Origin of the sequence: Roseobacter sp. MED193, assembly GCF_000152965.1 — a bacterium.
Lineage (GTDB): Bacteria > Pseudomonadota > Alphaproteobacteria > Rhodobacterales > Rhodobacteraceae > Pseudophaeobacter.
In genome coordinates this window covers 1043468-1069460 of record NZ_CH902583.1, presented here as the reverse complement: position 1 = coordinate 1069460, position 25993 = coordinate 1043468, and the positions used below count along the sequence as shown (strand labels likewise).

The following is a 25993-nucleotide window of genomic DNA, read 5'->3' as shown; positions in this document are numbered from 1 at the left end:
CGGAGCGCTTGATTTCCTAATTCTCGGCGAATAGTTGAATTTTATTCACTTTTTCGCGGCGTTTGACCGCAGCAGTTCGTTTGATTGGGAGAGGCCGTTGGTACATTTTGGCGCACAGTTACGCGCGGGCCTTAAACAGCGGTTGGACCAACCAGCGCTGATTTGTGAAGAGGTCGGGCCATTGACGGGGGCGCGTTGCCTTGCCGCCCTGGACCAGCTCATTCTAGAGATCTACGCATCCAAGGTGGAGCCCGGTGCCCCGATCGCGGTCATTGCCCCACAGGCCCGTCATGCTGTACTGGGCTTTCTGGCCTGTTTGCATGGACATGTCGCAGCCCCCTTAAACCCGGACTACAGCACCGAAGAGTTCCTATTCTACCTCAGGGATCTGCAACCGGGCTTGGTTCTGGTGGGGGCGGGCGCTAGCGCTTCCGCTCATGCGGCTATTGCGGCGGCAGGTGTTGCCAGTTTGGTCATCGACGACGGGCTATTAGACGCGGTACCGCAGCCTGTGGCGCTGCCTGCCCAGTCGGCCGCTTCTGCGCCTGGGCTGATCCTGCATACCTCTGGCACCACAGCGCGCCCCAAGATGGTGCAGCTGACCCAGCAGAACCTCGCGGTTTCAGCGCGTAATATCGCAGGGTCTCTTGAACTGAGCGATCAGGATGTCTCGCTCTGCGCCATGCCGCTGTTCCATATCCACGGGTTGATGGCCTGTCTGGGCGCAGCCTTGGTTGCTGGCGGGGCTGTGGTCCTGGCGGGTAAATTCCAGCCCCATGGGTTCGTCGACAGTCTACAACACCACAAAGTCACCTGGTTCTCGGCGGTGCCAACCATGCACTTGGTGTTGATCCAGCACCTGGAAAAGCGCGCAGAGCCGCTGCCGCATAACCTGCGCTTTATCCGCTCCTCCTCAGCCCCTTTACCGGCATCAGTGATTGCCCGGATTGAACGCTATTTTGGTGCGCCAGTGATCGAAGCCTACGGCATGACTGAGGCCAGCCATCAGATTGCGGCGAACCCGCTGCCGCCCGCGCGGCGCAAACCGGGCACCGTGGGCCAAGCACGGGGCACCAGCATTTCCATTCTTGATGATGCGGGCCGCCCAATTGGCGCCGACGCTGTCGGCAACGTTGTTATACAGGGCGGCGCTGTCACGCCGGGATATCTGCAAAACCCAGAGGCCAATAGCGAGGCCTTCCGGCAGGGCGGCTTTTGGACTGGTGATTTGGGTATGGTGGACGCCGAGGGCTATCTGACCCTCACCGGGCGGCGCAAAGAGATCGTCAATCGCGGCGGGCAAAAGATCTCCCCGCGTGAGATTGATGAGGCCCTGCTGGACATTGACGGTATCACGGATGCGGTGGCTTTTGCGCAGCCGCATCAAAGCCTGGGCGATGATCTTGTGGCTGCGGTCTGCCTGGACCGTGAGACCGGGCTGACGGTGGAGGCAATTCGTAGCCAGCTTTTCACCCGGCTGATAGATTACAAGGTGCCCAGTCAGATCATCATCGTGGATGCAATTCCAGTGGGCGCCACTGGAAAGCGCCAGCGTCTTCAGATGTGGGAGAGCCTGAAACCGCATTTCGCCACCTCTTTTCGCGCGCCAAGAACCGCCGTTGAGATCATCCTGTGCGAATTCACCGCTGAGGTGCTTGATCTGGAGCGCATTGGGCTGGATGACAATTTCTTCAACTGTGGTGGCAACTCCATTCTGGGGGTTCAGCTCTCGATCACCTTGGGAGAGCTGCTGGGCTGCTATATTCCGCCAACGGTGATCTTTCGTCATCCAACGCCGCTTGCGCTGTCGCACTATGTGCTGGGCCTTTTGTCGGAGCAGGACGTGGAGCAGTTGGAACAGGCTGTGAAGGATTTGGTCGGGTCTGAAGCAGTTGCTTTGGTCTGAAGGTGTGCATCGCTTGGGCGGCAGGGAGAACCATGAAGATTGACGCGACCACAGGCACAGGAGCGCCAAAGAACCGCCCATCCGTATTGCGCAGAAAACTGGCGCGCCGCCTTGCCCCTAATGGGCACCAAGCCATTGCGCAGGCTCTTAAAACAGGGGGCATCACCCATGTCTACTCGCTGCCCGGAAACCCGGTTTATGCCACCCTGGCTGCCTGTGTCGAAATTGGGTTGGTGGTCGTCGGCTGTCGCAGCCAATCCGGCGCCCTGAGTGCGGCCATGGCGCATAATTATCAAGCGGGGCGGTTTTGTGCCCTGGCCCTGTGCTCGCCTGCGCCGGGGGTGACCAATTCCGTCACGGCTCTGTCTGACGCAATGAGTAACCAGTGGCCCATGGTCCTGATTGCCGGCGTTGTCGAGCCGCCAGAGCCAGGGCAGAAGGACCAAGGGACCGCACCGCTGTTTCAGAGTTTTGATGGCGCCAGAGCCGCAGCGCCCTGCTGCAAGGCGGTGATGCAGCTGCAGGATCGCGCCGCGCTTACCGCCAGCATCCATCTGGCCCTGGAGCAGGCCAGAAGCAGGCCGCGCGGCCCGGTTTTTGTTGAGGTGGGGCTGAGCGTTCTGAACGCGCGTCACCCAGATGCTCTGCCTGCGCCGATTCCGAAATTGAGCCCGAAATCGCTCCCCAAACCGCTCCCCAAACCAAGGGGGTCGGCGCAGTGGCTGAGCGGTTCACATCGCCCCATTTTGATCCTTGGCGAGGATCTGCGCTGGGGCGGTGCCCCGACGCCAGATGAGCTCTGCCAGTTTCGGGCTCTGCTTGAGGAGCTGGATTTGCCGGTTTTGGCCACCGACATGGGGCGCGGTATATTGCCTGATGGCCATCGGCTGAGCGTTTTCCTGGCAAAGGAAGAGGCGTTGCAGAACTGCGATCATGTACTGCTCTGTGGCGCTGATCTGGATTGGCGCTTTAGCGCCCGCAGCCTGCTGGGCCCAGAGGTGCCAATTGATCCGCTTCCCCTTGAGTTTGAGGATCTGTTGACCCAACTTGCAGCGGCCAGCCCAGAGCCGCGCCGTACAGAGTGGGTAGATTGCCTAGCCCGGACCCACGCGCAGACCCTTGTGAATTTGCGGCAGCAGGCCGAGGCAGATGTCGAGGCCAGGCAGATGAACCTGCTCTGTGAGGCGCTGGCGCGCTGGGGGCCAGAGAATGCCGTGACAATCATCGACAGTGGGCTTGGCCTAGCCAGCGGCCATAACCTCTGGGCGGTTCACAGGCCCTTTTCAAGAGTGACGCCTGGCCAGAATGGGACCATCGGTGTGGGGATTCCCTTTGCGCTGGGCGCTGCAATGCAGCAGCTTCAGCTCCCAGTCGAGCAACGGCAATGGGTGGTGGCGCTGGTGGGAGACGTTGGCTTTGGCCTGTCCGCCAGCGAACTGGAGACAGCCCAGCGGCTGGGGACCAGGCTAATCGTCGTTGTGGCCGACAATGGCGGGATCAATGGCCCCAGCTTTCAGGATAAATGGTTTCCGGCCCAAAGCCCGGATATCGTCCGTTATGGTGCTACCGTGGACTATGCGCAGGTTGCCCGAGGGTGGGGCGCGCGGGGGGTGCGAGTCCATTCCCCGGAGGCGCTGCAACGGGCTTTGTCCCAGGCGCTAACACCGGCCATGTTGGACGATGGGGCAACCGTCATTTCAGTCTCTTTGGCCGACTGTTTTGGGAAGGCCCCAGCCGACGAAAGTGGGGCCTAGATGGTTTTTGCAGTTAATGATTTGCGGGCCAGATTGCGCCGACGGCTTGCGGGCAGGGGCCGTGACCCTCTGGACGGCAAAACGCGCCGCGCCGCTGGGGATGTCACGGTGGTTGCGCCAAAAGCTCAACAGGATTTCTGGTGCTTGGATCAATTGGCGCCGCAAAAAGGCATCGCAAATGTTAGCCGCGCATGGCGTATTGAGGGGGATTTTGATCCCAAAGGCTGTCGGCAGGCTCTGATGGTGCTGACCCACCGGCACGATTGTCTGCGCATGGCCCTGTACGAGAAGCGGGGCCTCTTACAGATGTGTGTTTCAGAGGAGAAAGCGGTAGATTTTGCCGAAATGGACCTGCGACAGTCTGTACAAGGTACCTGTTCTGATCTGTCGATTGAGGCGATCTTGGGATGCGAAGGTCAGCGTGCTTTTGACACGGGTCGCGACCCTTTGTTGCGGCTGCGGGTCTATCGGATCGCCGATCAGGCCTGGGTGCTGCATCTGGTCTATCACCATGCAATCATGGATGCCTGGTCCCTGAGGCAATTCTGTCAAGAGCTGGGAGAATGCTACGATGCCATAACCGGGAGGGGGGCAGCTGTTGAGGGGACAGCCGGGGCTTCAGCACCAGAGCGTCCTGTTTTTGATTTTGCCGATCATGCCTTGGATTTGGCTCAGCCTGCGCCTCCCTTGGCTATGCCAAAGGAAGAGGTGTTGGTCAGCCGTGATCAGTCGCCGCTGGAAGAACTGGCGCTGCCCTTTGATTTCGCCGCGCCAACAGCGCCCTCATTCGAAGGTAACAGCACTCCAGTGCAGATCGACGCAAAAACCTGGTCCGCTATTGAGGCGCTGGCCGGGGGGCTGCATGTCTCGCCTGTCGCAGTGCTTCTGGCGGCCTTTCGTCTGTCGTTGAGTGCGATTTCAGGCCAGCGCGAGATCTGTATCGGCAACACTGCGATGACCCGCGATGGGCCGGGATTACAAGGGGTGCTAGGTGCCTTTGTACAGACTCTCCCCATTCGCACGGCCCTGATACAGGGCGCGAGTTTTGCACAGGTTTGTCAGGCGGAACAGGTTGCATTGACCAAGGGGTTGGAACAGGGGAGTGCTTTACTGAACCAGTCCTCTTACGCTTCTGCCAGTCACACAGCACTCTCGCATGAAGCATTTCAGGTGGTGTTGAACCATCGCGGGTTTTCAACCCGTAGCCTGTCTTTTGCTGGGTGCTCCAGTCACTCTTTGACCCAGATTGGGCGCGCTACCCCCTTTGCGCTGGCTTTGAATCTGGAGCGCTGCGAGGGGGGCGTCGAGGGGGAGCTGCTCGGGAATGCTGACCGCTTCACCGCGGCCACCGCCGCGCGGATATTCCAGCACTTCATAGCGGTACTCAAAGGCGCATTGAAACGGCCCAAAGCCGCGATTGAATCCTTGTTGCAGAATGGGGCAGAGACGGCAGAGAGCCAAGGGGTGTTGACCTGTCCCGCCGTCACGCCCAGCCCCTTGGTGGGGGACCTGCTGACCAGGGCTTTTGCCCAGTACCGGGAGAAACCCGCGCTACGCTGTGGCGATCTGCACTGGAGCTACGCTGATCTGGAGCGGGAAAGTGCGGCCTGGACGCAGGCAATTTTGGCGGCGCCGGGCGCCGCAGGGGATCTTATAGCCCTGGCCTTACCGCGTGGGGCTGGTTTTGTGGCGGCATTGATTGGTATCCTGCGGGCAGGGCGCGCTTTTGTGCCGCTATCGGTGTTGGATCCACCGGAGCGGATTAAGCGTATCTTGCAACAGGCCGGGCCAAAGCATCTGATCGCCCCAGATGATCTGGCACAGGCGTTGGAAATGCCGGTACTGACACTTGGTGATAGAGGGAACAGGGTCCCTAGGGCGACGTCGGGCACTGAGTATTTTACTCCTGACGATTTTACCCCGGACGATTTGGCCCCTGATGATTTGGCCCCTGATGATCTGGCCTATGTGATGTTCACCTCCGGCTCCAGCGGAGCGCCCAAGGGCGTGGCGGTCCCGCATCGGGCGCTTGCGAACCATTTGGCCGGGGTGCGGCAGGTCTTTGCACTGCGCCCGGGTGAGGGGATGCTGTCGTGCAGCGCCACCACCTTTGACAGCATCATCTATGAGGTTTTGTCGCCGCTGGTCACTGGCGGCGAACTGATCTTGGTCGAAGAGGCGCTGCGGCGCGATCCCTGGCATATTGTACAGCTTATGGAGGCCACAGCGCCGCAGCATTTCTTTGCTACGCCGTCGCTCTGGCGGATGTTGATTGCAGCGGGGCTACCCAAAATGCCCCAGCTCAAGGCGCTGGTGGGCGGAGAGACGGTTCACCCGGAGCTCGTCGCCCAAATCCGGCCCCGTGTGGGACGGCTTTTTAATGTGTATGGCCCAACAGAGGCCACGGTGTTTTCCACCTGGCAGGAAATTCCCTCCCAGATGTTCGATGAGGCGGCAAAACGCCCCGTGGGATCGCAGATCGGGCAGCCCTTTCCCGGCTATAGCCTTGCGATCAAGGACCCTTTGGGGCAGCCGGTCTGGCCGGGAATGTTGGGGGAGATCTGGATTTCGGGCGCCGGGCTTGCCCTGGGCTATTTAAACTCGCCAGAGCAGACAGCGCAGAGTTTTCTCTGGGAGAAAGAACCTGATCAGACAGAGCGCTGGTATCGCACAGGGGATCGGGGTCGCATGGGCGGAGATGGGACCACCAGCTGCGCCGGACGGTTGGATGATCAGGTGAAAATCAGTGGCCAACGGATCGAACCGGGTGAGATTGAAAACCTTCTACTGACCAGCGGATTGACCCTTGGCGCGGCTGTCTTTGCGGCCCCGATCGCTGGTAAGACCATATTGGCTGCCTTTTACATCCCGCAAGATCAGGGCTCAGAGCCACAGGTGCGCCGCTACCTGCGGAGCAATCTGCCTTCAGCTTGGGTTCCTGGCTTGATCGCTCCTTGTGCGACCTTGCCCTTGACAGCCTCGGGCAAGATAGACCGTCGGGCGCTGGTGCAGCGGGCCCAACAGATCTTTGCAGGCTCCAAAAATCTCGCGGATCAGGAGGCGGCGCTGCAACCCGATTTGGCTCCCGCTATCCTAGACGGCTGGCGACAGGTTCTGGGGCAGGCGCCTGCCGCTCTGGATCAGGATTTTTTTACCGCTGGTGGCAACTCACTTTTGCTGATTGCGTTGCTTGCCCGCATTCGAGAGCGCACCAGCTGTCATTTGCCGGTTGCAACGGCCTTTGGCGATCCTACGCCACGCGGTTTACAGGCGCTCTTGGCGAAAACGCCTCCGCAGGATCTGCACCAGGCGCTGGTGAACGCAAAAGAGGGGCGCGGGAGCGAGCCCGTTATCTTTTTGCCGGGCTTGGTGCCGAGCGGGCCAAACCTGACGATGATGATGCAACAGGCGCCACAGGATCTAGGTTGCTTTATCCTGCAGCGACCAATGGCGGCGGCTGAAGGTGGGCAGCGCAGTTTTGCAGATCAGGCGCGGTATTATGCCAGGGTTCTGGATCATGGCTTTCCGAACACAAAGCTGCATCTGGCCGGATTTTCCTATGGCGGGGCCGAAGCCTTTGAAACCGCGCGCGAGCTTGCCGGGCTGAACAGCCCCGCGGCGAGTGTCTGTGTGATCGACAACGGGCCGGTATTTCGCAAGCTGGGGCCACCGGATTCCAACTGGGGAGAACAGGGGCTGCAGGCAGAGGCATTGCGGCGTGATCACCTGTTGGAACCTTTGGACGGCAATATGCGACTGCTGCGCGGGGACCGCTACAATCTGTTGTCGCTGGCGATGATTGGCTATGGTTGGGAGGACTTCGTTGAGGGGGAGGTCGACGTCTATCTGCTGCCGGGGCATCACGACGAGCTTTTGCATGGCCGCGCCGACCTGACCATGCAGGCACTGCTGACCAAGCGCCCTCCCGATTGCGTTTTGACCCCGCAGCCAGGCGCGGCTGAGCGGCGCCGGGTCTCGCATCTTTTGGCCACAAACCAGCCCAAAGCCGCACTGGATCTATTGCGCGCCAGTTGCCGTGCGCATCCAACTCATGCCTGGTCTGCCTTGGTTGCGGATAATCTGGCGACAGATCTGGAGGAAGAAGGCACAGGCGTGCTGACCGATTGGCTGGCGGGTCAACCCACAGAGCAGCCAAAGGGCGTGCCGCTGCTGGCCTGGCATGCGGCGCGGGCGCAGGCTTTGTTGCGCTTGGATGACCCAGCGGCTGCCCTGACAGAGATCGAGGCCGCCCGCGCGGCTGCGCGCCCGACTGCAGGGCTCATTCGGGATCTGGAGGTCTGCTATGGCTATTGGCTGTTACAGCTGGGCCACGTCCCAAAAGCGATTGAAGTGCTGCAACACGTTGGAAAGCACTGTGGCTATCGGGCCGATATCTGGGCCTACCTGGGCCTTTGTTTCGCCAGACAAGAGCAATTTCACCGAGCATTTCCGCTGTTGCAGGCGGCGGTAAAAGGTCCTCTGGTCACGGAAGAGATCCAGAACTGGTTCGACAGAACCCAGCAGGCCATCAGGGCTGGCGCAGGGGGCTAGCTCTGGTTTTTTTCGGGGGGGAGCGGAAAGCGAATTTTGCACAGCCCTTTAGAGCCGCGGCATCATCCAGTATGCAATAGACAGGCGGCGTGAGATCGGGGAGGAGCGGATCAGGCTGGTTGTAGCAGTGTAGAAACGCGGATTTAGCGCCCCCCACCAGCAGGTTACGGGCAACGGATCCGGCAAAATAGAGCCCGCCACTGGGCAAAAAACCCTTCCTCAGATTACGGCTCAGCTGGCCCAGGAGATCGGCATAAAAGTGGAGAAAGGCCCTGGTCTGCGCCCTATCAGAATCCGCTATGATATCAGCGGGAGATTGTGCTTTGGCCTCGGGCGCAAAGGCCGCATGAAGGGCCGCAAAGCCACGGCCGGAAAAACAGCATTCCACGGTTTTGAAGGCGTGGGCCTTCTCGCCAATCTGCGCGACTAGAGCCTGGTGTAGATCGAGCGGCAGGGCGACATGGCCGTATTCGGATTTCAGGCAGCTGACGCCCAAGGGGGTGGCACTCACAGGGCTGACATTAAACCCGGTGCCAATCCCGATGACCAGTTTTTGTGCCAAAGGCGCGGTGCTGTCCTCTGGTTGGATTATGGCCAGATCGCCTGTCTCCAGATCGGCAAGGCTGTGTCCCAGGGCACTAAGGTCATTGAATAAATGAACTGGGATCTCTCCCATTGATTGGGACAGTTCTTGCGAGTCCAGCTGCCAGCCCCGATTGGTCAACTCCGCGCTTTGCCCCGTTGCACGGTCTGTGACAGGACCGGCGACAGCAATCACTATTTCGGCAAATCGGGGCTGACCAGCATCAATTAGATACTGGCCAAGCAGATCAGGAAAACTGTCGAAGGCCGCATTTGGGTAGCTCTGCATGGCTGCCAGGGGACGCCCCAGGCCTGTGCTAATGGCAAGACGGCAATTGGTGCCACCAAGATCCGCAACCAAACGCGTCATATCAGTTCAACCGCTCCCCGGTGTCTGGCGCAAAAAAGGAAACCTTTGCCAGATCAAAAGCCAGATCCAGCATGGCGCCGGGCTGGGCCTTGGTCTCAGCATGGAGCCGCGCGGTGACCTGTCTGCCGCCCAGCTCTGAGACCACATAGGTATCCGCCCCTGCAGGTTCTACCAGATCGATACGGCATTTTGCGGCCTGCACATTGGCCCCGCTGCGCATTCCGGCCTCGATGATGTCTTCGGGACGTAGCCCCAGGATAATATCCTCGGGCAGATCCTGCACCTGCGGCCCTTGCAGGATCATTGGCGCCCCCTCGGGGCGAGTGATTTCAATCTGAATGCCGCTCTCGGCCCGTTGGGTGCGCGCCGGGATAAGATTCATCGCAGGCGAGCCCATGAAATCGGCGACAAAGAGGTTTGCCGGGTGATTGTAGATTTCCGCTGGCGTGCCGATCTGCTGTACCACGCCACCCTTCATCACCACAATTTTGGTGGCCAGTGTCATGGCTTCGATCTGATCATGTGTAACATAGACCATGGTGGCGCCAAGGTTCTGGTGCAGCTTCTTGATTTCCGAACGCATGCTGACCCGCAGTTTGGCATCCAGGTTTGATAGCGGCTCGTCGAACAGAAACAGCTTTGGATCCCGCACCAATGCGCGCCCCATAGCCACCCGCTGGCGTTGCCCGCCTGACAATTGGCCAGGGCGGCGATCCAGCAGCGGCTCGATCTGCAATTGTCGCGCTACCTCTGCCAGTTTGCGGGCCTGGGTGGCGGCATCTACACCGCGCACTTTCATGCCAAAAGTGATGTTTTTGGCCACCGTCATGGTCGGGTAGAGCGCGTAGGACTGGAACACCATGGCAATATCGCGGTCCTTGGGGCTCACCTGGGTCATGTCGCGCCCATCAATACTGATCGACCCACCTGAGATCGGCTCCAGCCCAGCGATACAGTTCAGCAGGGTGGATTTACCGCAGCCGGAGGGGCCAACAAGAACCAGGAAATCACCGGGATCGATGGCGACATTCACATCCTTGAGGATCTCCACCGCGCCGTAGTTTTTGCTGAGGGACTGGATGTTCAGGATCGGAGACATAGCATTAGCCTTTTACAGAACCGGCGGTGAGGCCGCGAATAAAGTATTTTCCTGCAACCACATAGACCAACAGGGTGGGTAGGCCGGCGATGATGGCGGCGGCCATGTCGACATTGTATTCTTTGACGCCAGTAGTGGAGTTGACGATATTGTTCAGCGCCACAGTCACCGGCTGGGTGCCCGCTTGGCTAAAGCTGACGCCAAACAGGAAATCGTTCCAGATCTGGGTGAACTGCCAGATCACTGTAACGACGATGATTGGCAGGCTCAGCGGCAGAAATATCGACCAAAAGATGCGAAAGAACCCGGCGCCATCCACCTTGGCCGCCTTGACCAGATCACCAGGGATGGTGACGTAGAAATTGCGGAAAAACAGCGTGGTAAAGCCGATACCGTAGATCACATGGGCAAAGATCAGCCCCGGAATAGTACCTGCCAGCCCCATCAGCCCCAGCATCCGTGCCATGGGTAGCAGCACGACTTGGAAGGGGATGAAACACCCAAAGAGCATGGCCGAGAAGATCAGATTGGCACCGCGAAAATTCCACTGCGCGATGATATAGCCATTGGCCGCGCCCAGAAAGGTTGAGATCAGTACTGCGGGCACCGCCAACAGCACCGAGTTCCAGAAATAGGGCCGCAGACCTTCGCATTGAATGCCGGTGCAGGCCTCGGACCAGGCAGTACGCCAGGCGTCAAACGTGACCTCGCGCGGCAGGGCCACCAGACTGCCACTGCGGATTTCCTCCAGGCTTTTGAGCGAGGTGGTCAGCATGACAAAGAGCGGCATCAGGTAAAATAGCGCGAATAATCCCAGCAAGGAAAACAGCAGCCAGCGCAGGGCGATTTGGCCGGGGCGTACAGGCGGGGACACAGCCGGAGTGGCAGAAAAATCAGACATGTTTCGCCCTCAGTTCGGAATAGAGATAGGGAACGACAATGGCAAAGACGACGCCCATCATCACCATTGCGGAACTTGCGGCCTGACCAATGTCGCCCCGCGAAAAGGCCATGGCATACATATAGGTGGCAGGCAGATCGGTGGCATAACCCGGCCCGCCGCCGGTTAGGGCCACCACCAGATCAAAGCTCTTGATCGCCAGATGGGCCAATACGATAAACGCGGACAGAAAGATCGGTGCCATTGAAGGCAGGATAATGGCCGAATAGATCCGCCAGCCAGGAATGCCATCGATCTGCGCGGCCTTGATGATCTCTCCATCGACGCTGCGCAGCCCGGCCAGGAATAGCGCCATGACAAAGCCCGAGGCCTGCCAGACCCCGGCGATGACCACCGCATAAATGGCCATATCGGGATCAATCACCCAGTTGAAGGTAAAGTTCTCAAATCCCCAACCCCGCACCATGGCCTCGATCCCGAGGCCGGGGTTCATGATCCATTTCCAGGCGGTGCCGGTGACGATCATCGACAGGGCCATAGGGTAGAGGTAGATGGTACGCAGTACGCCTTCAACGCGAATGCGTTGGTCCAGCAGGATTGCCAGCAACAATCCCAGGGCCATGGAAATACAGATGAACAGCGCGCCAAACAGGAACAGGTTGTCCATCGCGGTGTCCCAGCGTGGTGCTGCAAACAGTCGTTTATACTGGATGACCCCGTGCAGGTCGTATTTGGGCAGTAGTTTTGATCGGGTCAAGGAGATCCAGGCTGTCCAGCCGATAAAGCCATAGACAAAGATGAGGATCGCCACGAACGAGGGAGCCAGCACCATCTTGGGGATCTGACGTTCCAGCCATGCGCGCATTTGATCGGGCCTTTTTCAGAGGGTGCTCCGTCCTGGGTGTCCAGGACGGAACGGCTCATAGGTGAGTGGAGCAGGTCGTTCCAGAGAACTGCCTCAGAGCGAATTTGCCACCGCGGCAACCAACATCTCTACGGCATCTGCCGAGGACATATCGGAATTGAAATGCGCTGTGACCACATCGGTGATTGCCCCAGATTGGGCGCCACGCATGGCCATACCATGGGCATAGCTGGGCAGCAGCGAGCCCTCTTTTGAGCTGGTGGTCATCTCTGCCGATGACAGATGTGCGCAGGAGTCAAACTCATCCATTGCGACATCAACCCGCGCAGGGATCGAGCCTTTGTTGAGGTTAAACACCTTCTGGAAGTTTTGACCGACGATCAGTTTCGCCAACAGGTCCTGGCCCTGCTGTTTGTCGTCGCCATCCACGTCGAACATGGCAAAACTGTCGACATTATAGAGAAAACCAGCCCCAGGTGCAGAGGCGCAGAGGAAGTCTTGCCCAGGCACTTTGCCAGCGGCGAGGAACTCGCCCTTGGCCCAGTCGCCCATGATCTGAAAAGCCGCTTCGCCGTTCATCACCATAGAGGTGGCGAGGTTCCAGTCGCGGCCGGGGAAATTGGGATCCACATAGCCGCGCATCTTACGCATCTGATCAAAGACTGCGACCATCTTATCCGAGCCCAGCATTTCCGGATCCAGATCAACAAAGGCCTTGTCAAAGCCTTCAGCGCCCAGAATGCCTAGGGCGACGACCTCAAACACAGTGGCATCCTGCCAGGCCTGCCCCCCATGGGCCAAGGGGATCACTCCGGCGGCCATCAGCTTATCGGCAGCGGCATTGAAATCTTCCCAGCTGCTGGGCATCGCGATATCATTGGCGGCCAGGATTTCGGCATTGGCCCAGAGCCAATCCACCCGGTGCACATTCACCGGCGCCGCGCACCACTGGCCTTCACATTTCATATGGGCCGCAATCGAGGCTGGCAGTACCTTGTCCCAGCCCTCGGCTTCGGCGACGGAGGTGATATCCGCCAAGACGCCCTCTTCATACCATTCTTGAATGGCGGGGCCTTTCAGCTGCACGGCGGTGGGGGCATTGCCAGACAAAACACGCGCACGCAACGCGGTCATGGCTGCATCGCCACCGCCGCCGGCCACGGGCATATCGGTCCAGGTGCCGCCATTGGCAGAAAACTCCTGCTGCAGCACCGCGACGGATTTGGCCTCCCCGCCTGAGGTCCACCAGTGCAGAACCTCTGCCTCGGGGCCAGCCTGGGCCATGGATGTGACGGATGCGGCGACCAGCGCCAGCGTGGATACGGCCGTAAACACGGATCTCTTCATAGTGTCGTCCTCCCTAGAGTCGTAAAGAGCCCAATGAGCCCCCTTTGGACTGCGCCGCCTCTTCCTCCAAGATGCATTGGCGCAGATGTCGCCTGCTGGGCGACGGTCTTATGAGAGCTAGCCTGCGCCGACACAGGGGGATGTCGCAATGGCTGAGAAACCTGTCAAAGCCGCCAAAACGCAGAAAACTGCGGCTTCCGTTACAACTTGTTACCTAGAGATACCTTTGCCGCTAAAAATGGGGCAGTCTTGCAGGCAAGAATTCCACTGCGGTCTGCGCAAACAACAAAGGCAGAGAATGAGGCTATGACGATACCCCGACTTCTGGTGGTGGACGATGACGAAGAAACCCGTAGCATGCTGACGCAGTTTTTGCAGCAGAACGGGTTCATCGCCCATGGCGCCCAAACCGAGGCAGAGATCCGGGACCGCATGCAGGCGGGGCGGGTGGATCTGATCCTGCTGGACGTGATGCTGGGATCCGAGAGCGGCGTTGAAATCTGCGCCCGACTGCGGCGCGAACAGGATGTGCCGATCATTCTTGTCTCTGCCCTGTCACAGGACCACCAGCGGATGGCAGGTTATGAGGTCGGGGCCGACGACTATGTGGCCAAGCCCTTTAACCCTGATTTGTTGTTGGCACGGGTGCGGGCGGTGTTGCAACGGGCCAGCCGCAGCGCCTCCCTTGTCTATCGCCGCCAGTTGGCACTGTTTCGCTTTGGCGGCTGGAGCTATGACGGCAAGCGCGATGAGGTTCTGTCCCCGCAGGGGTTTCAGGTGGCGCTGTCCCAGCGGGAGAGTGGCCTGCTCAAGGTGTTTCTCGCCAACCCCCATATTCCTCTGAGACGCGAGGAGATCCAGGCCGCTCTCTCGGAGAGGCTTGCCGCTGCGAGCGGCGCGGAGAGCGAGGGAACCGGGCGGGCGATTGATATGCTGGTGGGGCGGCTGCGTTCAAAGATTGAGAGCGACCCCAAAGATCCCCAGATGCTGCGCACTGCGCGGGGGGTCGGCTATGTGCTGGCGGTGGATGTGACTGAGGAAAGCCCCGCGTGAGCCGTGGCTGGGCTCTGAAAACCCAGGCGCGCCTGTGGATTCTGGCAGGCTTCGCTCTTGGGCTGGGGGCTGCGGTGCTCTGGCTGCACTCAACACGGGCCTGGGAGCAGCATCTGGAGCGCAGTCAAATGGCCGGTGTCTTGCTGTATCAGAGCCTGCAAAGCGATACGCCCTTACCTACAGGCCTAACGGTTCTGCCAGCGCCAGCGCTGTCTCCCGATGGCGGCGCTGCGGCAGTCCTGAACCGGCCTGCTGTTCAGAGCGGCGGCATTGTGACTGAAATCTCGATCCAGTCTGGAGCGGATCACGGGCCGGACCTGGGCACGGTTCTGCGGCTGATGATCGTCTCTGACCTGTTGCGCTATGCGATTGCCGAGCTTGAAACCGCGCCACGGCCAACCGCAGCACAACAATTGGGGGCGCTCACGGCACTGCTGGCTCGCCATTGCAGTGATCCTGCGGTCTTTGCCCAATATGGGGACAGGGGCTGGGTGCAGATTGAAGGGGGGGGCTACTGGAGCTGCCAGGCGGCCCCGACCGATCTGCGCCTGCTTGCGGCTCTCCTGGCGGCGGTGGGGCTGGCGATTGTGCTCAGCCTCAGTGCGGAAATCACGGCCAGCTTTGGGGCCTTTGCCCGGCTGCTGCGGCGGCCGCGCCTGTTGGGGGAGGCGGACAACTATTCCGTCTCTGGCCCGGCGGAGCTGCAAGAGATTGTATCTGCAGTGAATGACCACCTGGCAGGCGCGCGGGCCCAGATCGAGAAACGGGCCACGGTGCTTTCTGGGGTGAGCCATGATCTGGGCACACCTGCAACGCGGCTGCGGCTGCGTGCGGCGCTGATCCAGGACCAGACCCTGCGTCACAAGCTGGAGGCGGATATCGACAGTATGACGGGCATGATCGAAAGCGTGCTGACCTATACGCGATCTGAACTGAGCCTGGAGGTGCCACGGCAGGTTTCGCTTACCGCACTGGTGGAGGCCCTGGTGGCTGACTATCAGGATCTGGGTCGCCCCGTAAGCTACCGTGGCATGGAGCCGGAAGTGGTACAGGGGGGGCAATCGCTGTTTTCCGCGCGCGCAGGGCAGGGTGCCTTGCCCGATGCCCGTCGGATTCTGGCAACAGCGCGGCCCATTTTGCTGCAGCGTGCCCTGACCAATTTGATCGACAATGCCCTGAAATACGGCCGCCGTGCCGAGGTGCAACTCGAAGCAGACGCGGATCGAGCGGTGATCACGGTGGAGGACGAAGGATCCGAATTAACCGTCGCAGAGATCGAAGAGGTGCTGGCCCCGTTTCAGCGCGGCGCCAATAGTCGCGCAATCGACGGGTTTGGCTTGGGGCTGACCATCGTCGCCACCGTTGCAGAGCAACATGGAGGCACCCTGCGCTTTGAACGAGGACGGCAGGGGCTGCGCGCCCGGTTAGAGATTCTGCGCAATTAGCCTGAGGGCCTGATGCCGCTGTGCCCCGGTGTTTAACGTTGATCTATCAGGGGATTGGGTTTGGCAAAGCCTTCAAGATCTTGCTGATTGGTGATGGTGATCTGTCTGCCAGTGACGCAGACCCCATAGGGACGCAGCCCTTTGAAGGCACGGCTCAGGTTTTCTGAGGTCATGCCCAAAACCGAAGCCACGCGGCGCTTTTCGGTGTCCAGAGTAAAGACCGGAGCACCGCCACAGCGGGCCTGCTGGCGCAGCAGATAATTGGCCAGTCGCTCCAGCGAGGTGCGCAGCTTCAGGTCTTTGGTGTTTTTGATAACGCCCCGGTAGCACTGGGCCAGCTCATCCACGATCGCACGCGCGAATTGTCCGTCCTGATCAAAAACTTCGCGCACATTCTGGCTGGGGATCAGCATGATCCGGCTTTTTTCTATGGTGCGCGCAGACATCAGATAGGGGGCGTCGCGCACTGTGGCGGCCAGAATGAAGGTCGAAATGGGGCGCACCGTGGCCATGCTGGTTTCCCGATCGTTCCAGCTGGAGAATAAATCCACTGAGCCCGTGAGCAGCACATGCAGGAAATCGCTGGGGTCGCCTTCGGTGATCAGTTCGATCTGTGGCGGAAAATTCTGCACATAGGCGGCGCGGATAAGGCTCTGGAAATGCTGGTCTTCCATTTCGGAAAACAGATGCAAATCCCGAATGTCCTGCGAATATGAATCGGGCATGCCTAGTGTCACCAGCTGAGAGATTTCATCTCTGTTGATCGCGCATTCACTTGATAAATGTCAACTCTCGGCTTGCAGCTTGCCAAGGGTTGCCTTGATACCTGCGGTGAATGCAGTTGATGAAATTAGTTAAGTCATTTATTTCACTTCATTTATTTTGATTTCATGATCTAAATCAAACTGCCTTGAACAAGAAGGGCGCAAGCCTCTGTTCAAACTCGCCTAAGCGGGTCTTCGTAAAATTCGGAGGGACACCGATGGAAATTCAAAACAAGGCAACCAGTCTCTGGGGAAATTTCTTCAACGTGAAGATGGTGCAGATCCGCACCTTCCACATGACTTGGTTTGCTTTCTTCTCTTGCTTCTTCGCCTGGTTCGGCATCGCGCCTTTGATGATCATCGTGCGTGACGAGTTGCAACTGACCAAATCCCAGGTGGGCTGGTCGATCATTGCTTCGGTGGCGGTGACGGTCTTTGCCCGCTTCTTCATCGGCTGGCTCTGTGACCGGATTGGCCCCAGGCTGTCCTATACCTATCTGTTGATCTTTGGGGCCTTTCCAGTGGCCGGCATCGGTCTGGCGGACAGCTTTGAGACCTTCCTGTTCTTTCGCCTGCTGATCGGCATCATTGGCGCGGCCTTTGTAATCACCCAGTACCATACCACCGTCATGTTCGCCCCAAATGTGGTGGGCACCGCCAATGCGACCTCCGCCGGTTGGGGCAACCTAGGTGGCGGTGTGACCCAGTTTGCCATGCCCATGGTGTTTTCGGTCTTGGTGGTTGGCTTTGGGTTTTCTGAGGCCGTTGGCTGGCGCCTGTCGATGATGGTTGTAGGTGCTGTGATCTTTGTGGTCGGCATCGCCTATTACTTCCTGACCCAGGATGCGCCCGAAGGAAACTACAAGGAGTTGCGCGAGCAGGGTAAACTGCCACCGAAAAAATCGGTCACCGCGGATTACTTTCGGGCGATGGCAGATTACCGGGTCTGGATCCTGTTCCTGATCTACGGCGCCTGCTTTGGGATTGAGCTGACCGTCAACAATGTCGCGGCGCTCTACTTCTATGACTACTTCGACCTGAGCCTGGTGGCTGCGGGTGGTGTTGCGGCCTCCTTTGGGCTGATGAACATCTTTGCCCGCACTCTGGGCGGTATCTTTGGCGACAACTTTGGCGCGCTTTGGGGTCTCAAAGGTCGCAGCTTCTGGCTTTTCATCGTGTTGCTGGGCGAAGGCTGTGCCTTGATGGTGTTCAGCCAGATGCAGGTGCTGTTTCTGGCGCTGCCGATGCTGATCATCTTCTCGCTATTCACTCAGATGGCCGAAGGCGCGACCTATTCGGTGGTTCCCTTCATCAACAAAAAGGCACTTGGTGCGGTTGCCGGTGTGGTGGGTGCGGGCGGTAACGCCGGTGCAGTGGCCGCAGGCTTCTTGTTCAAGGGCGCGATGGACTGGCCCGATGTCTTCTTTGTCATTGGTGTCACTGTCGCCTGCGCCTCGGTTCTTGCCTTCTTTGTCCGTTTCTCTGAGGCGCAGGAAGAAGAGGAAAAAGCCAACTTCGAGGCGGCCTCTCTGGACGCACTGCGGGTCCGTGCGGAGCGCGCCAACGCGGCCCTAGCGCAGTCGGTTGCTGTGGTGGAGCAATGGAACGCCCAGCACCCCGAAGCCCCTAAATCCTGAATTCTAATAAGGACGGGCCACCCTCGGCCTGTCGCAACCTCATGACGAGGAGGAAATAACGTGGGACAAGACCTAAGAAATTACACCCCAGAGGACGAGAGCTATTGGGCCTCTACGGGTAAATCCATCGCCACTCGTAACCTGTGGATTTCGATCCCCTCGCTGCTGTGCGGTTTTGCGGTGTGGCTCTACTGGGGCATCATCACCGTTCAGATGATCAACCTCGGCTTCAGCTTTGAAAAGTCAGAGCTGTTTACCCTGGCGGCGATTGCCGGTCTGACCGGCGCGACCCTGCGGATCCCGTCGACCTTTTTCATCCGTATCGCTGGAGGACGAAACACCATCTTTTTTACGACAGCCCTGCTGATGATCCCCGCTGTGGGCGCCGGTATTGCGCTGCAAAACCCTGACACGCCGCTCTGGCAGTTCCAGGTGCTGGCCTTCCTGTCGGGGATTGGGGGCGGTAACTTCTCCTCCTCGATGTCCAACATCTCGTTTTTCTACCCCAAAAAGGTGCAGGGCTATGCGCTGGGCATGAACGCGGGTCTGGGCAACTTTGGTGTGACCACCATGCAGATCGTTATTCCGCTGGTGATGACATTTGGTCTGTTTGGCGGCGAGCCAATGATCCTTGAAAACACCTCCGGCACGCTGATCGGTAAGATCCCCGCAGGGACCGAGACCTATATCCATAACGCTGGCTACGTCTGGTTGTTGGCCCTGATCCCGCTTGCCTTTGCCGGTTGGTTCGGCATGAACAACATCCGCGACGCGCACGTCAGCCCGGATATTCCCAGCCCTGTTGGTGCCTTTTCGACCATCACTTTCATGCTGCTTATTGGGTTTGTGACAGCGGCCTTTGGTCTGTGGCTGATGCTGCCCGCCAAGGTGGGCGGGTCCGGCTTCATGATCTCGAAGTGGATCGTGCTGCCCATCGTCATCGCGCTGACCGTGTTTTTGCTAAAGCTGATCCCCGGTCAGATCGGTCAGAACCTCAGCCGTCAGTACAAGATCTTTGGCAACAAGCACACCTGGGCAATGACCGTCATCTACACCATGACCTTTGGCTCCTTCATCGGTTATGCGGCGACCTTTGCCCTGGCGATCAAAGTGGTCTTTGGCTTTAGCCACGTCGAAGTCGATGGCGTCATGACCCATGACCTTGCCAACCCCAATGGCCCATCTGCCTTGATGTATGCCTGGATGGGCCCCTTCATCGGCGCCTTGATCCGTCCCATTGGCGGCATGATGGCTGACAAACTGGGGGGTGCCCGGGTCACGCAGTGGATCTCAATTGTCATGGTGGCTTCGGCCCTGGGTGTGGCCTACTTCCTCAAGCAGGCCTATGTCTCGGCAACTCCTGAGCAGTATTTCTTCCCCTTCATGGTGCTGTTCCTGATCCTGTTTGCCGCCACAGGTATCGGCAATGGTTCGACCTTCCGCACCATCGCTGTGGCTTTCAACAAAGAACAGGCTGGCCCGGTTCTGGGGTGGACCGCCGCTGTGGCCGCCTATGGCGCCTTCATCATCCCCAAAGTGTTTGGGGAACAGATCAAAGCCGCAACCCCAGAGTATGCGCTCTACGGTTTTGCCATCTTCTACGGCGTCTGCATCGCGATCAACTGGTGGTTCTACCTGCGCCCGGGCGCCTACATCAAGAACCCCTGATGAGCCAAAAGCCCGCCCTGGCCACAGGCTGGCCGGGGCAAGCTCGCCAATCCATCCGCTATCCCAAGGAGAGACCCCATGAGCCATCTGCTCGACAGGCTAAACTTCCTTCAGTCCAAAGAACTCGAAACATTCTCCAACGGTCACGGTCAGGTCACCCGTGAAAGCCGCGACTGGGAAGACACATATCGCAACCGCTGGCGCCACGATAAGGTCGTGCGTTCCACCCATGGAGTGAACTGCACGGGGTCTTGTTCTTGGAAGATCTATGTGAAATCCGGGATCGTCACCTGGGAAACGCAGCAGACCGATTATCCGCGCACTCGCCCGGATCTGCCCAACCATGAGCCACGCGGCTGTGCCCGGGGCGCCAGCTACAGCTGGTATCTCTATTCCGCCAACCGGGTGAAAAATCCACTGGTGCGTGGCCGCCTGATGAAGATCTGGCGCAAGATGCGCGCCAGCATGAGCCCGATTGAGGCCTGGACCAAGCTGCAGAGTGATCCGATCCTGCGTGCCTCTTATGTTGAGACCCGCGGCAAGGGCGGCTTTGTGCGCGCCACCTGGGATGAGGCCACCGAAATCACCGCCGCTGCCAACGCCTATACCGCCAAGACCTATGGCCCTGACCGTATCTTTGGCTTCTCGCCAATTCCTGCGATGTCGATGATCTCTTACGCGGCAGGGTCGCGCTATCTGTCGCTGATGGGCGGCGTCTGCATGTCCTTTTATGATTGGTACTGCGATCTGCCGCCAGCCTCGCCAATGATCTGGGGCGAGCAGACCGATGTGCCTGAATCGGCTGATTGGTACAACTCTGGCTATCTGCTGCTCTGGGGCTCCAACGTGCCACAGACCCGGACGCCGGATGCGCATTTCTATACCGAAGCCCGCTATCGTGGCACCAAATCCGCCGTCATCTGCCCCGACTATTCCGAGGCTGCCAAGTTTGGCGACGTCTGGCTGAACGTCAAACAGGGTACCGATGCGGCGCTGGGCATGGCCTTTGGCCACGTGATCCTGCGGGAATTCCACCTGGACCGTCAGGCCGAGTACTTTGAAGAGTATTGCCGCAAGTATTCTGACTTCCCGATGCTGGTGAAGCTGGAAGAAAAAGACGGCCGCATCCTACCGGGCCGCTTCCTGCGCGCCGACGATCTGGATGGCAAGCTGGGTGAAGAGAATAACCCGGAATGGAAAACCATCGCCTGGGACGAGGCAACAGCTGGTCTGGTCGCCCCCAATGGGTCTATCGGCTACCGCTGGGGCGAAGACGGCGAATGGAACCTGCAACAAAAGGCCAAGAATGCCGAAATCCACCTGAAAATGACCTTGGTTGAGGGTGCCGACCACGATGCGGTTCTGGGCGTGGATTTCCCCTACTTTGGCGGCGAAGCCACCGAGGCCTTTGCCACAGATGCAGACCATCCTGATGTTCTGACCCGCAATGTCCCGGTCAAAACCATCAAAACCGCTGAGGGCGAAATCCAGGTCGCCACGGTCTTTGATCTCTACTGCGCCAACTACGGTCTCGACCGGGGACTGGGCGGCGACTGGGTCGCCAAAGGCTACGACGACGAGATGCCCGGCACCCCGGCCTGGGCAGAAAAGATTACCGGTGTGTCACGCGACAAGATCATCCATGTTGCCCGTGAATTCGCCCAGAACGCTGAAAAGACCGAAGGCAAGTCGATGATCATCATCGGCGCGGCGATGAACCACTGGTACCACATGGATATGAACTATCGTGGTGTCATCAACATGCTGGTCATGTGTGGCTGTGTGGGTCAATCCGGCGGTGGCTGGGCGCATTACGTGGGCCAGGAAAAACTGCGGCCACAGACCGGCTGGCAGCCGCTGGCCTTTGCCCTTGATTGGGGCCGTCCGCCACGTCATATGAACTCCACCTCGGCCTGGTATGCCCATTCCGACCAGTGGCGTTATGAGACCCTGGAGGCGGATGAAATCCTGTCGCCCACCGCGCCTGAAGGCGATTGGGACATCAATCTCATCGACTATAACGTCCGCGCCGAGCGCATGGGCTGGTTGCCCTCTGCACCACAGCTGAAAACCAACCCGCTGGAAGTGGCGAAACAGGCCAAGGCTGCTGGTAAGGAAATCCCAGCCTATGTGGCCGAGCAGCTGAAGTCGGGCGCGCTGGAAATGTCCTGCGAGGATCCAGATGCGCCGGAGAACTGGCCGCGTAACCTCTTTGTATGGCGTTCCAACCTGCTTGGCTCCTCGGGTAAGGGCCATGAATACTTCCTCAAGCACCTCTTGGGGACTGATCATGGCTTCATGGGTAAGGATCTTGGCGAAGAAGGGCGGCAACTGCCGAAAGAGGCCAAATGGCACGAGGAAGGCCCGCGTGGTAAACTCGATCTGCTGGTCACCATCGACTTCCGGATGAGCACCACTGCGGTTTATTCCGATATCGTGCTGCCTACCGCCTCCTGGTACGAGAAGAACGACCTCAATACCTCGGATATGCACCCGTTCATCCACCCGCTGCAGGCGGCGGTGGATCCGGCCTACGAGAGCAAATCCGACTGGGAGATCTTCAAATCCATCGCCAAGAAGGTGCAGGAAGTCGCGCCTGAGATCCTGGGGCAGGAAACCGATATTGTTGCGCTGCCTCTGCTGCATGACACCCCGGCGGAACTGGCACAGGATCAGGTCAAGGACTGGAAGAAAGGCGAATGCGACCTGATCCCAGGCAAGACCGCGCCAAACTATGTGCCGGTCGAGCGTGACTATACCGCGATCTACGACCGCTTTGTGGCGCTTGGTCCGCTTTTGGACAAACTGGGCAATGGCGGCAAGGGCATCACCTGGAACACCGAGCACGAAGTGCAGCACCTGCGCGAACTCAACGGCGAATGGGAGGATGGCCCGGCCAAGGGCTGTGCCAAGATCGTCAGTGACATTGACGCGACCGAGGTCGTGCTGATGCTGGCGCCGGAAACCAATGGTGAGGTTGCGGTCAAGGCCTGGGATGCGCTGTCGCAGAACACTGGCCTTGATCACACGCATCTAGCGCTGCCCAAGGAAGACGAGAAGATCCGCTTCCGCGATATCGCGGCGCAACCGCGCAAGATCATCTCCTCTCCGACTTGGTCCGGTCTGGAAAGCGAGAAGGTCTGCTACAACGCCGGCTACACCAACGTGCATGAGCTGATCCCATGGCGCACGCTCACGGGCCGTCAGCAGCTTTATCAGGATCACCTCTGGATGCGCGCCTTTGGCGAAGGCTTCATGTCCTACCGGCCTCCGGTGGATCTGAAAACCATCACGAGGGACGTGCAGGACGATGGCGATAACCTGGTGTTGAACTTCATCACACCCCACCAGAAATGGGGCATCCACTCGACCTATTCCGACAACTTGCTGATGCTGACGCTGAACCGCGGCGGCCCGGTGGTCTGGCTGTCTGAAAACGACGCAAAAAAAGCCGACATCAAGGATAACGACTGGATCGAGCTCTACAACACCAATGGTGCCCTGACGGCGCGGGCGGTGGTGTCGCAGCGGATGAAGGATGGGACCACCTTCATGTACCACGCCCAGGAGAAAATCGTGAACACGCCCGGTTCTGAAAAGACTGGTCACCGTGGCGGGATCCACAACTCTGTGACCCGCACGGTGCTGAAACCCACCCATATGATCGGTGGCTATGCGCAGCAGTCCTACGGTTTCAACTACTACGGCACAGTTGGCGCCAACCGCGATGAATTCGTCGTGGTGCGCAAGATGAAAAAGGTCGACTGGCTCGACCGCGAAGCGACCCAGAAGGAGGCCGCAGAATGAGAGTACGCGCTCAAATCGGCATGGTGCTGAACCTCGATAAATGTATCGGGTGCCACACATGCTCTGTCACTTGTAAAAACGTCTGGACCAGCCGCGACGGTGTCGAATACGCCTGGTTCAACAATGTCGAAACCAAGCCAGGCACTGGCTATCCCACCGATTGGGAGAACCAGGACCGCTGGAATGGTGGCTGGGAGCGCACCCGCAGCGGGAAGCTGCAGCCCAAACAGGGCAGCAAATGGCGGATCCTGGCCAATATCTTTGGCAACCCGGATCTGCCCGAGATCGACGACTATTATGAGCCGTTTGACTTTGACTATGACCACCTGAAATCGGCCCCCACCATGGAGGCCTTTCCCACCGCGCGTCCCCGCTCCAAGGTGACCGGCGAGCGCATGGAGAAGATCAACAAGGGGCCAAACTGGGAAGAAATCCTGGGCGGTGAATTCTCAAAGCGGTCGGAAGACTACAATTTTGAGGGCATCCAAAAGGATATCTACGGGGAGTATGAGAATACATTCATGATGTATCTCCCCCGTCTGTGTGAGCACTGTCTGAACCCGGCCTGCGCGGCGTCCTGCCCGTCGGGTGCGATCTACAAACGCGAAGAAGACGGTATCGTCTTGATCGACCAGGAAAAATGCCGTGGCTGGCGGATGTGTGTCTCGGGCTGTCCCTACAAGAAGATCTACTACAACTGGCAGAGCGGCAAATCCGAGAAATGCACCCTGTGCTATCCCCGGATCGAAAGCGGCAATCCAACTGTCTGTTCCGAGACCTGCGTGGGCAGGATCCGCTACTTGGGTGTAATGCTCTATGATGCGGATAAGATCGAAGAGGCGGCAAATGCGCCCGCCACAACCGATCTTTATGACGCCCAGCTGGATGTCTTTCTGGATCCCAACGATCCGCAGGTGATTGCAACCGCCCGCGCTGACGGAATTCCTGAGGACTGGATCAAATCGGCACAGGAAAGCCCGATCTGGAAGATGGCGATGGAGTGGAAAGTGGCCTTCCCGCTGCACCCCGAATATCGCACCCTGCCGATGGTCTGGTATATCCCGCCACTGTCGCCCATCCAGAACGCGGCCGAAGCCGGCGCAATTGGCATGGACGGGGCCATGCCGGACGTGCGCAACCTGCGGATCCCGCTGCGCTACCTCGCCAATATGCTGACCGCAGGCGACGAGGAACCCGTGGCCCTGGCGCTGGAACGGATGCTGGCGATGCGGTCCTACATGCGGGCCAAAACCATTGACGGTGTGCGCGATGAGGCCGTGGCCGCCAAGGTTGGCCTGGACGGGGCTATGATCGAAGACATGTATAAAATCATGGCCCTGGCGGATTATGAGGACCGTTTTGTGATCCCAACCACCCACCGCGAACAGGTCGAGGAAGCCTATGACCTGCGCGGCGGCTGCGGCTTTACCGACACCAATGGTTGCTCGCCCGGTATCAGCAAGGGCTCGCTGTTTGGCGGCTCCAAGAAACCACTCAAAATGCCGCAGGAGGTGCAGTAATGGACCGGACGTTGAAAGCGATTTCCCTGCTCTTGAGCTACCCCACTCGGGAGCTTCAGGGCGCTATGCCGGAAATCGGGGGCGTGCTTGCCTCTGATAGCCGCCTCACCGCAGCAGCGCGGCGCGGGTTGCGCCCCTTGGTGGACTCTTTGCGGGATGACGACATCTACGATCTCGAAGAGAAATACGTGATGCTCTTTGACCGCTCCCGCACGCTCAGCCTCAACCTGTTTGAGCACGTGCACGGCGAAAGCCGGGATCGGGGTGGTGCCATGGTCTCCTTGATTGAGACCTACCGGGATGGTGGGTTTGAGCCAAACACCACCGAGCTACCGGATCACCTGCCTGTTTTGTTGGAATTCCTGTCGACGCGTCCCTTTGCCGAAGTACAGGACACTTTGGCGGACGCAGCCCATATCTTTAGCGCTTTGTGCGAACGGCTTGCCCGTCGTGAAAGCCAATATGCTGCTGTGTTCGCCGCTCTTTTACAGCTGGCAGGCGTCGAGGCGGACAGGGATACCGTGGCCAAGCTGCTGGAGCAGCCTGAGGTGGACCCCAACGACCTGGAAGCGCTGGATGCGGTCTGGGAAGAGAGCGAAGTGCTCTTTGGTCCCGATCCCAATGCGGGCTGTCCGCAAGTGCGCGATATGCTGTCGCGCATGGATGAACCCCAAAATCCTGCACCCGGTTCCACCGGTGTGGCGGCTGAATAACGGAGGCTCTC

At 59.1% G+C, this 25993-nt stretch carries 16 protein-coding genes; 10 read left to right on the top strand and 6 right to left on the bottom strand.

Annotation, left to right across the window (positions count from 1 at the left end; all coding sequences use genetic code 11):
- Nucleotides 1–97 precede the first annotated feature (97 nt).
- The 3 genes from MED193_RS07535 to MED193_RS07525 are packed head-to-tail and all read left to right on the top strand — an operon-like array spanning nt 98 to nt 8211.
- Nucleotides 98–1906, top strand: a complete 1809-nt coding sequence (locus MED193_RS07535) for an AMP-binding protein (protein ID WP_050757577.1) — start codon at nt 98–100, stop codon at nt 1904–1906.
- A 32-nt stretch (nt 1907–1938) separates the two neighbouring features.
- The gene (locus MED193_RS07530; protein WP_009809090.1) at nt 1939–3660 is read left to right on the top strand and encodes a thiamine pyrophosphate-binding protein; all 1722 of its coding nucleotides are present in this window, start codon (nt 1939–1941) and stop codon (nt 3658–3660) included.
- On the top strand, nt 3661–8211 hold the full coding sequence (locus MED193_RS07525) for a non-ribosomal peptide synthetase (RefSeq protein ID WP_009809089.1): 4551 nt from the start codon (nt 3661–3663) through the stop codon (nt 8209–8211).
- Here the strand turns inward: MED193_RS07525 and MED193_RS07520 are convergent.
- The 5 genes from MED193_RS07520 to MED193_RS07500 form a co-directional block, all read right to left on the bottom strand.
- Entirely contained in the window at nt 8189–9163 is a 975-nt protein-coding gene (locus MED193_RS07520; RefSeq protein WP_009809088.1) for a glucokinase, read from the bottom strand. The two genes, MED193_RS07525 and MED193_RS07520, sit on opposite strands and share 23 nt — an antisense overlap.
- 1 nt (nt 9164) lies before the next feature.
- Nucleotides 9165–10262 (bottom strand): ABC transporter ATP-binding protein, encoded by a 1098-nt coding sequence (locus MED193_RS07515; RefSeq protein ID WP_009809087.1) that lies wholly within the window; start codon nt 10260–10262, stop codon nt 9165–9167.
- 4 nt (nt 10263–10266) lie between these two features.
- Complete coding sequence (locus tag MED193_RS07510) at nt 10267–11163, bottom strand: carbohydrate ABC transporter permease (RefSeq protein ID WP_009809086.1); 897 nt, start codon at nt 11161–11163, stop codon at nt 10267–10269.
- The gene (locus tag MED193_RS07505) at nt 11156–12028 is read right to left on the bottom strand and encodes a carbohydrate ABC transporter permease (protein WP_009809085.1); all 873 of its coding nucleotides are present in this window, start codon (nt 12026–12028) and stop codon (nt 11156–11158) included. The genes MED193_RS07510 and MED193_RS07505 overlap by 8 nt, the downstream gene beginning before the upstream one ends.
- Nucleotides 12029–12121: 93 nt before the next feature.
- Entirely contained in the window at nt 12122–13375 is a 1254-nt protein-coding gene (locus tag MED193_RS07500) for an ABC transporter substrate-binding protein (RefSeq protein WP_009809084.1), read from the bottom strand.
- Between the two features lie 306 nt (nt 13376–13681).
- Here MED193_RS07500 and MED193_RS07495 point away from each other — a divergent pair, with 306 nt between their 5' ends.
- The gene (locus tag MED193_RS07495) at nt 13682–14428 is read left to right on the top strand and encodes a response regulator transcription factor (protein WP_009809083.1); all 747 of its coding nucleotides are present in this window, start codon (nt 13682–13684) and stop codon (nt 14426–14428) included.
- The gene (locus tag MED193_RS07490; RefSeq protein WP_009809082.1) at nt 14425–15873 is read left to right on the top strand and encodes an ATP-binding protein; all 1449 of its coding nucleotides are present in this window, start codon (nt 14425–14427) and stop codon (nt 15871–15873) included. Before MED193_RS07495 ends, MED193_RS07490 begins: the two co-directional genes overlap by 4 nt.
- A 32-nt stretch (nt 15874–15905) precedes the next feature.
- On the opposite strand, the gene MED193_RS07485 is transcribed toward MED193_RS07490, so the two are convergent.
- On the bottom strand, nt 15906–16598 hold the full coding sequence (locus tag MED193_RS07485) for a cyclic nucleotide-binding domain-containing protein (protein WP_009809081.1): 693 nt from the start codon (nt 16596–16598) through the stop codon (nt 15906–15908).
- 257 nt (nt 16599–16855) lie between these two features.
- On the opposite strand from MED193_RS07485, the gene MED193_RS07480 reads away from it, so the two are divergent.
- The 5 genes from MED193_RS07480 to narJ all read left to right on the top strand — a co-directional run bounded on the left by MED193_RS07480 (nt 16856) and on the right by narJ (nt 25982).
- Nucleotides 16856–18274 carry an MFS transporter gene (locus tag MED193_RS07480; protein ID WP_009809080.1) on the top strand — a complete coding sequence of 473 codons (1419 nt, stop codon included), beginning with the start codon at nt 16856–16858 and terminating at the stop codon, nt 18272–18274.
- Nucleotides 18275–18334: 60 nt separating this feature from the next.
- Nucleotides 18335–19942: an MFS transporter gene (locus MED193_RS07475; protein ID WP_009809079.1), complete on the top strand. Its 1608-nt coding sequence runs from the start codon at nt 18335–18337 to the stop codon at nt 19940–19942.
- Between the two features lie 78 nt (nt 19943–20020).
- Nucleotides 20021–23749, top strand: a complete 3729-nt coding sequence (locus MED193_RS07470; protein ID WP_009809078.1) for a nitrate reductase subunit alpha — start codon at nt 20021–20023, stop codon at nt 23747–23749.
- The gene (narH, locus tag MED193_RS07465) at nt 23746–25269 is read left to right on the top strand and encodes a nitrate reductase subunit beta (RefSeq protein WP_009809077.1); all 1524 of its coding nucleotides are present in this window, start codon (nt 23746–23748) and stop codon (nt 25267–25269) included. Before MED193_RS07470 ends, narH begins: the two co-directional genes overlap by 4 nt.
- Entirely contained in the window at nt 25269–25982 is a 714-nt protein-coding gene (narJ, locus tag MED193_RS07460; RefSeq protein ID WP_009809076.1) for a nitrate reductase molybdenum cofactor assembly chaperone, read from the top strand. The genes narH and narJ overlap by 1 nt, the downstream gene beginning before the upstream one ends.
- Nucleotides 25983–25993 lie beyond the last annotated feature (11 nt).

Bases quoted from the DNA above. Each gene is read 5' to 3' on its own strand.
- MED193_RS07530 (WP_009809090.1), top strand. From the start codon at position 1,939: ATGAAGATTGACGCGACCACAGGCACAGGAGCGCCAAAGAACCGCCCA.
- MED193_RS07525 (WP_009809089.1), top strand. From the start codon at position 3,661: ATGGTTTTTGCAGTTAATGATTTGCGGGCCAGATTGCGCCGACGGCTT.
- MED193_RS07520 (WP_009809088.1), bottom strand. From the start codon at position 9,163: ATGACGCGTTTGGTTGCGGATCTTGGTGGCACCAATTGCCGTCTTGCC.
- MED193_RS07515 (WP_009809087.1), bottom strand. From the start codon at position 10,262: ATGTCTCCGATCCTGAACATCCAGTCCCTCAGCAAAAACTACGGCGCG.
- MED193_RS07510 (WP_009809086.1), bottom strand. From the start codon at position 11,163: ATGTCTGATTTTTCTGCCACTCCGGCTGTGTCCCCGCCTGTACGCCCC.
- MED193_RS07505 (WP_009809085.1), bottom strand. From the start codon at position 12,028: ATGCGCGCATGGCTGGAACGTCAGATCCCCAAGATGGTGCTGGCTCCC.
- MED193_RS07500 (WP_009809084.1), bottom strand. From the start codon at position 13,375: ATGAAGAGATCCGTGTTTACGGCCGTATCCACGCTGGCGCTGGTCGCC.
- MED193_RS07495 (WP_009809083.1), top strand. From the start codon at position 13,682: ATGACGATACCCCGACTTCTGGTGGTGGACGATGACGAAGAAACCCGT.
- MED193_RS07485 (WP_009809081.1), bottom strand. From the start codon at position 16,598: ATGCCCGATTCATATTCGCAGGACATTCGGGATTTGCATCTGTTTTCC.
- MED193_RS07480 (WP_009809080.1), top strand. From the start codon at position 16,856: ATGGAAATTCAAAACAAGGCAACCAGTCTCTGGGGAAATTTCTTCAAC.
- MED193_RS07470 (WP_009809078.1), top strand. From the start codon at position 20,021: ATGAGCCATCTGCTCGACAGGCTAAACTTCCTTCAGTCCAAAGAACTC.
- narH (WP_009809077.1), top strand. From the start codon at position 23,746: ATGAGAGTACGCGCTCAAATCGGCATGGTGCTGAACCTCGATAAATGT.
- narJ (WP_009809076.1), top strand. From the start codon at position 25,269: ATGGACCGGACGTTGAAAGCGATTTCCCTGCTCTTGAGCTACCCCACT.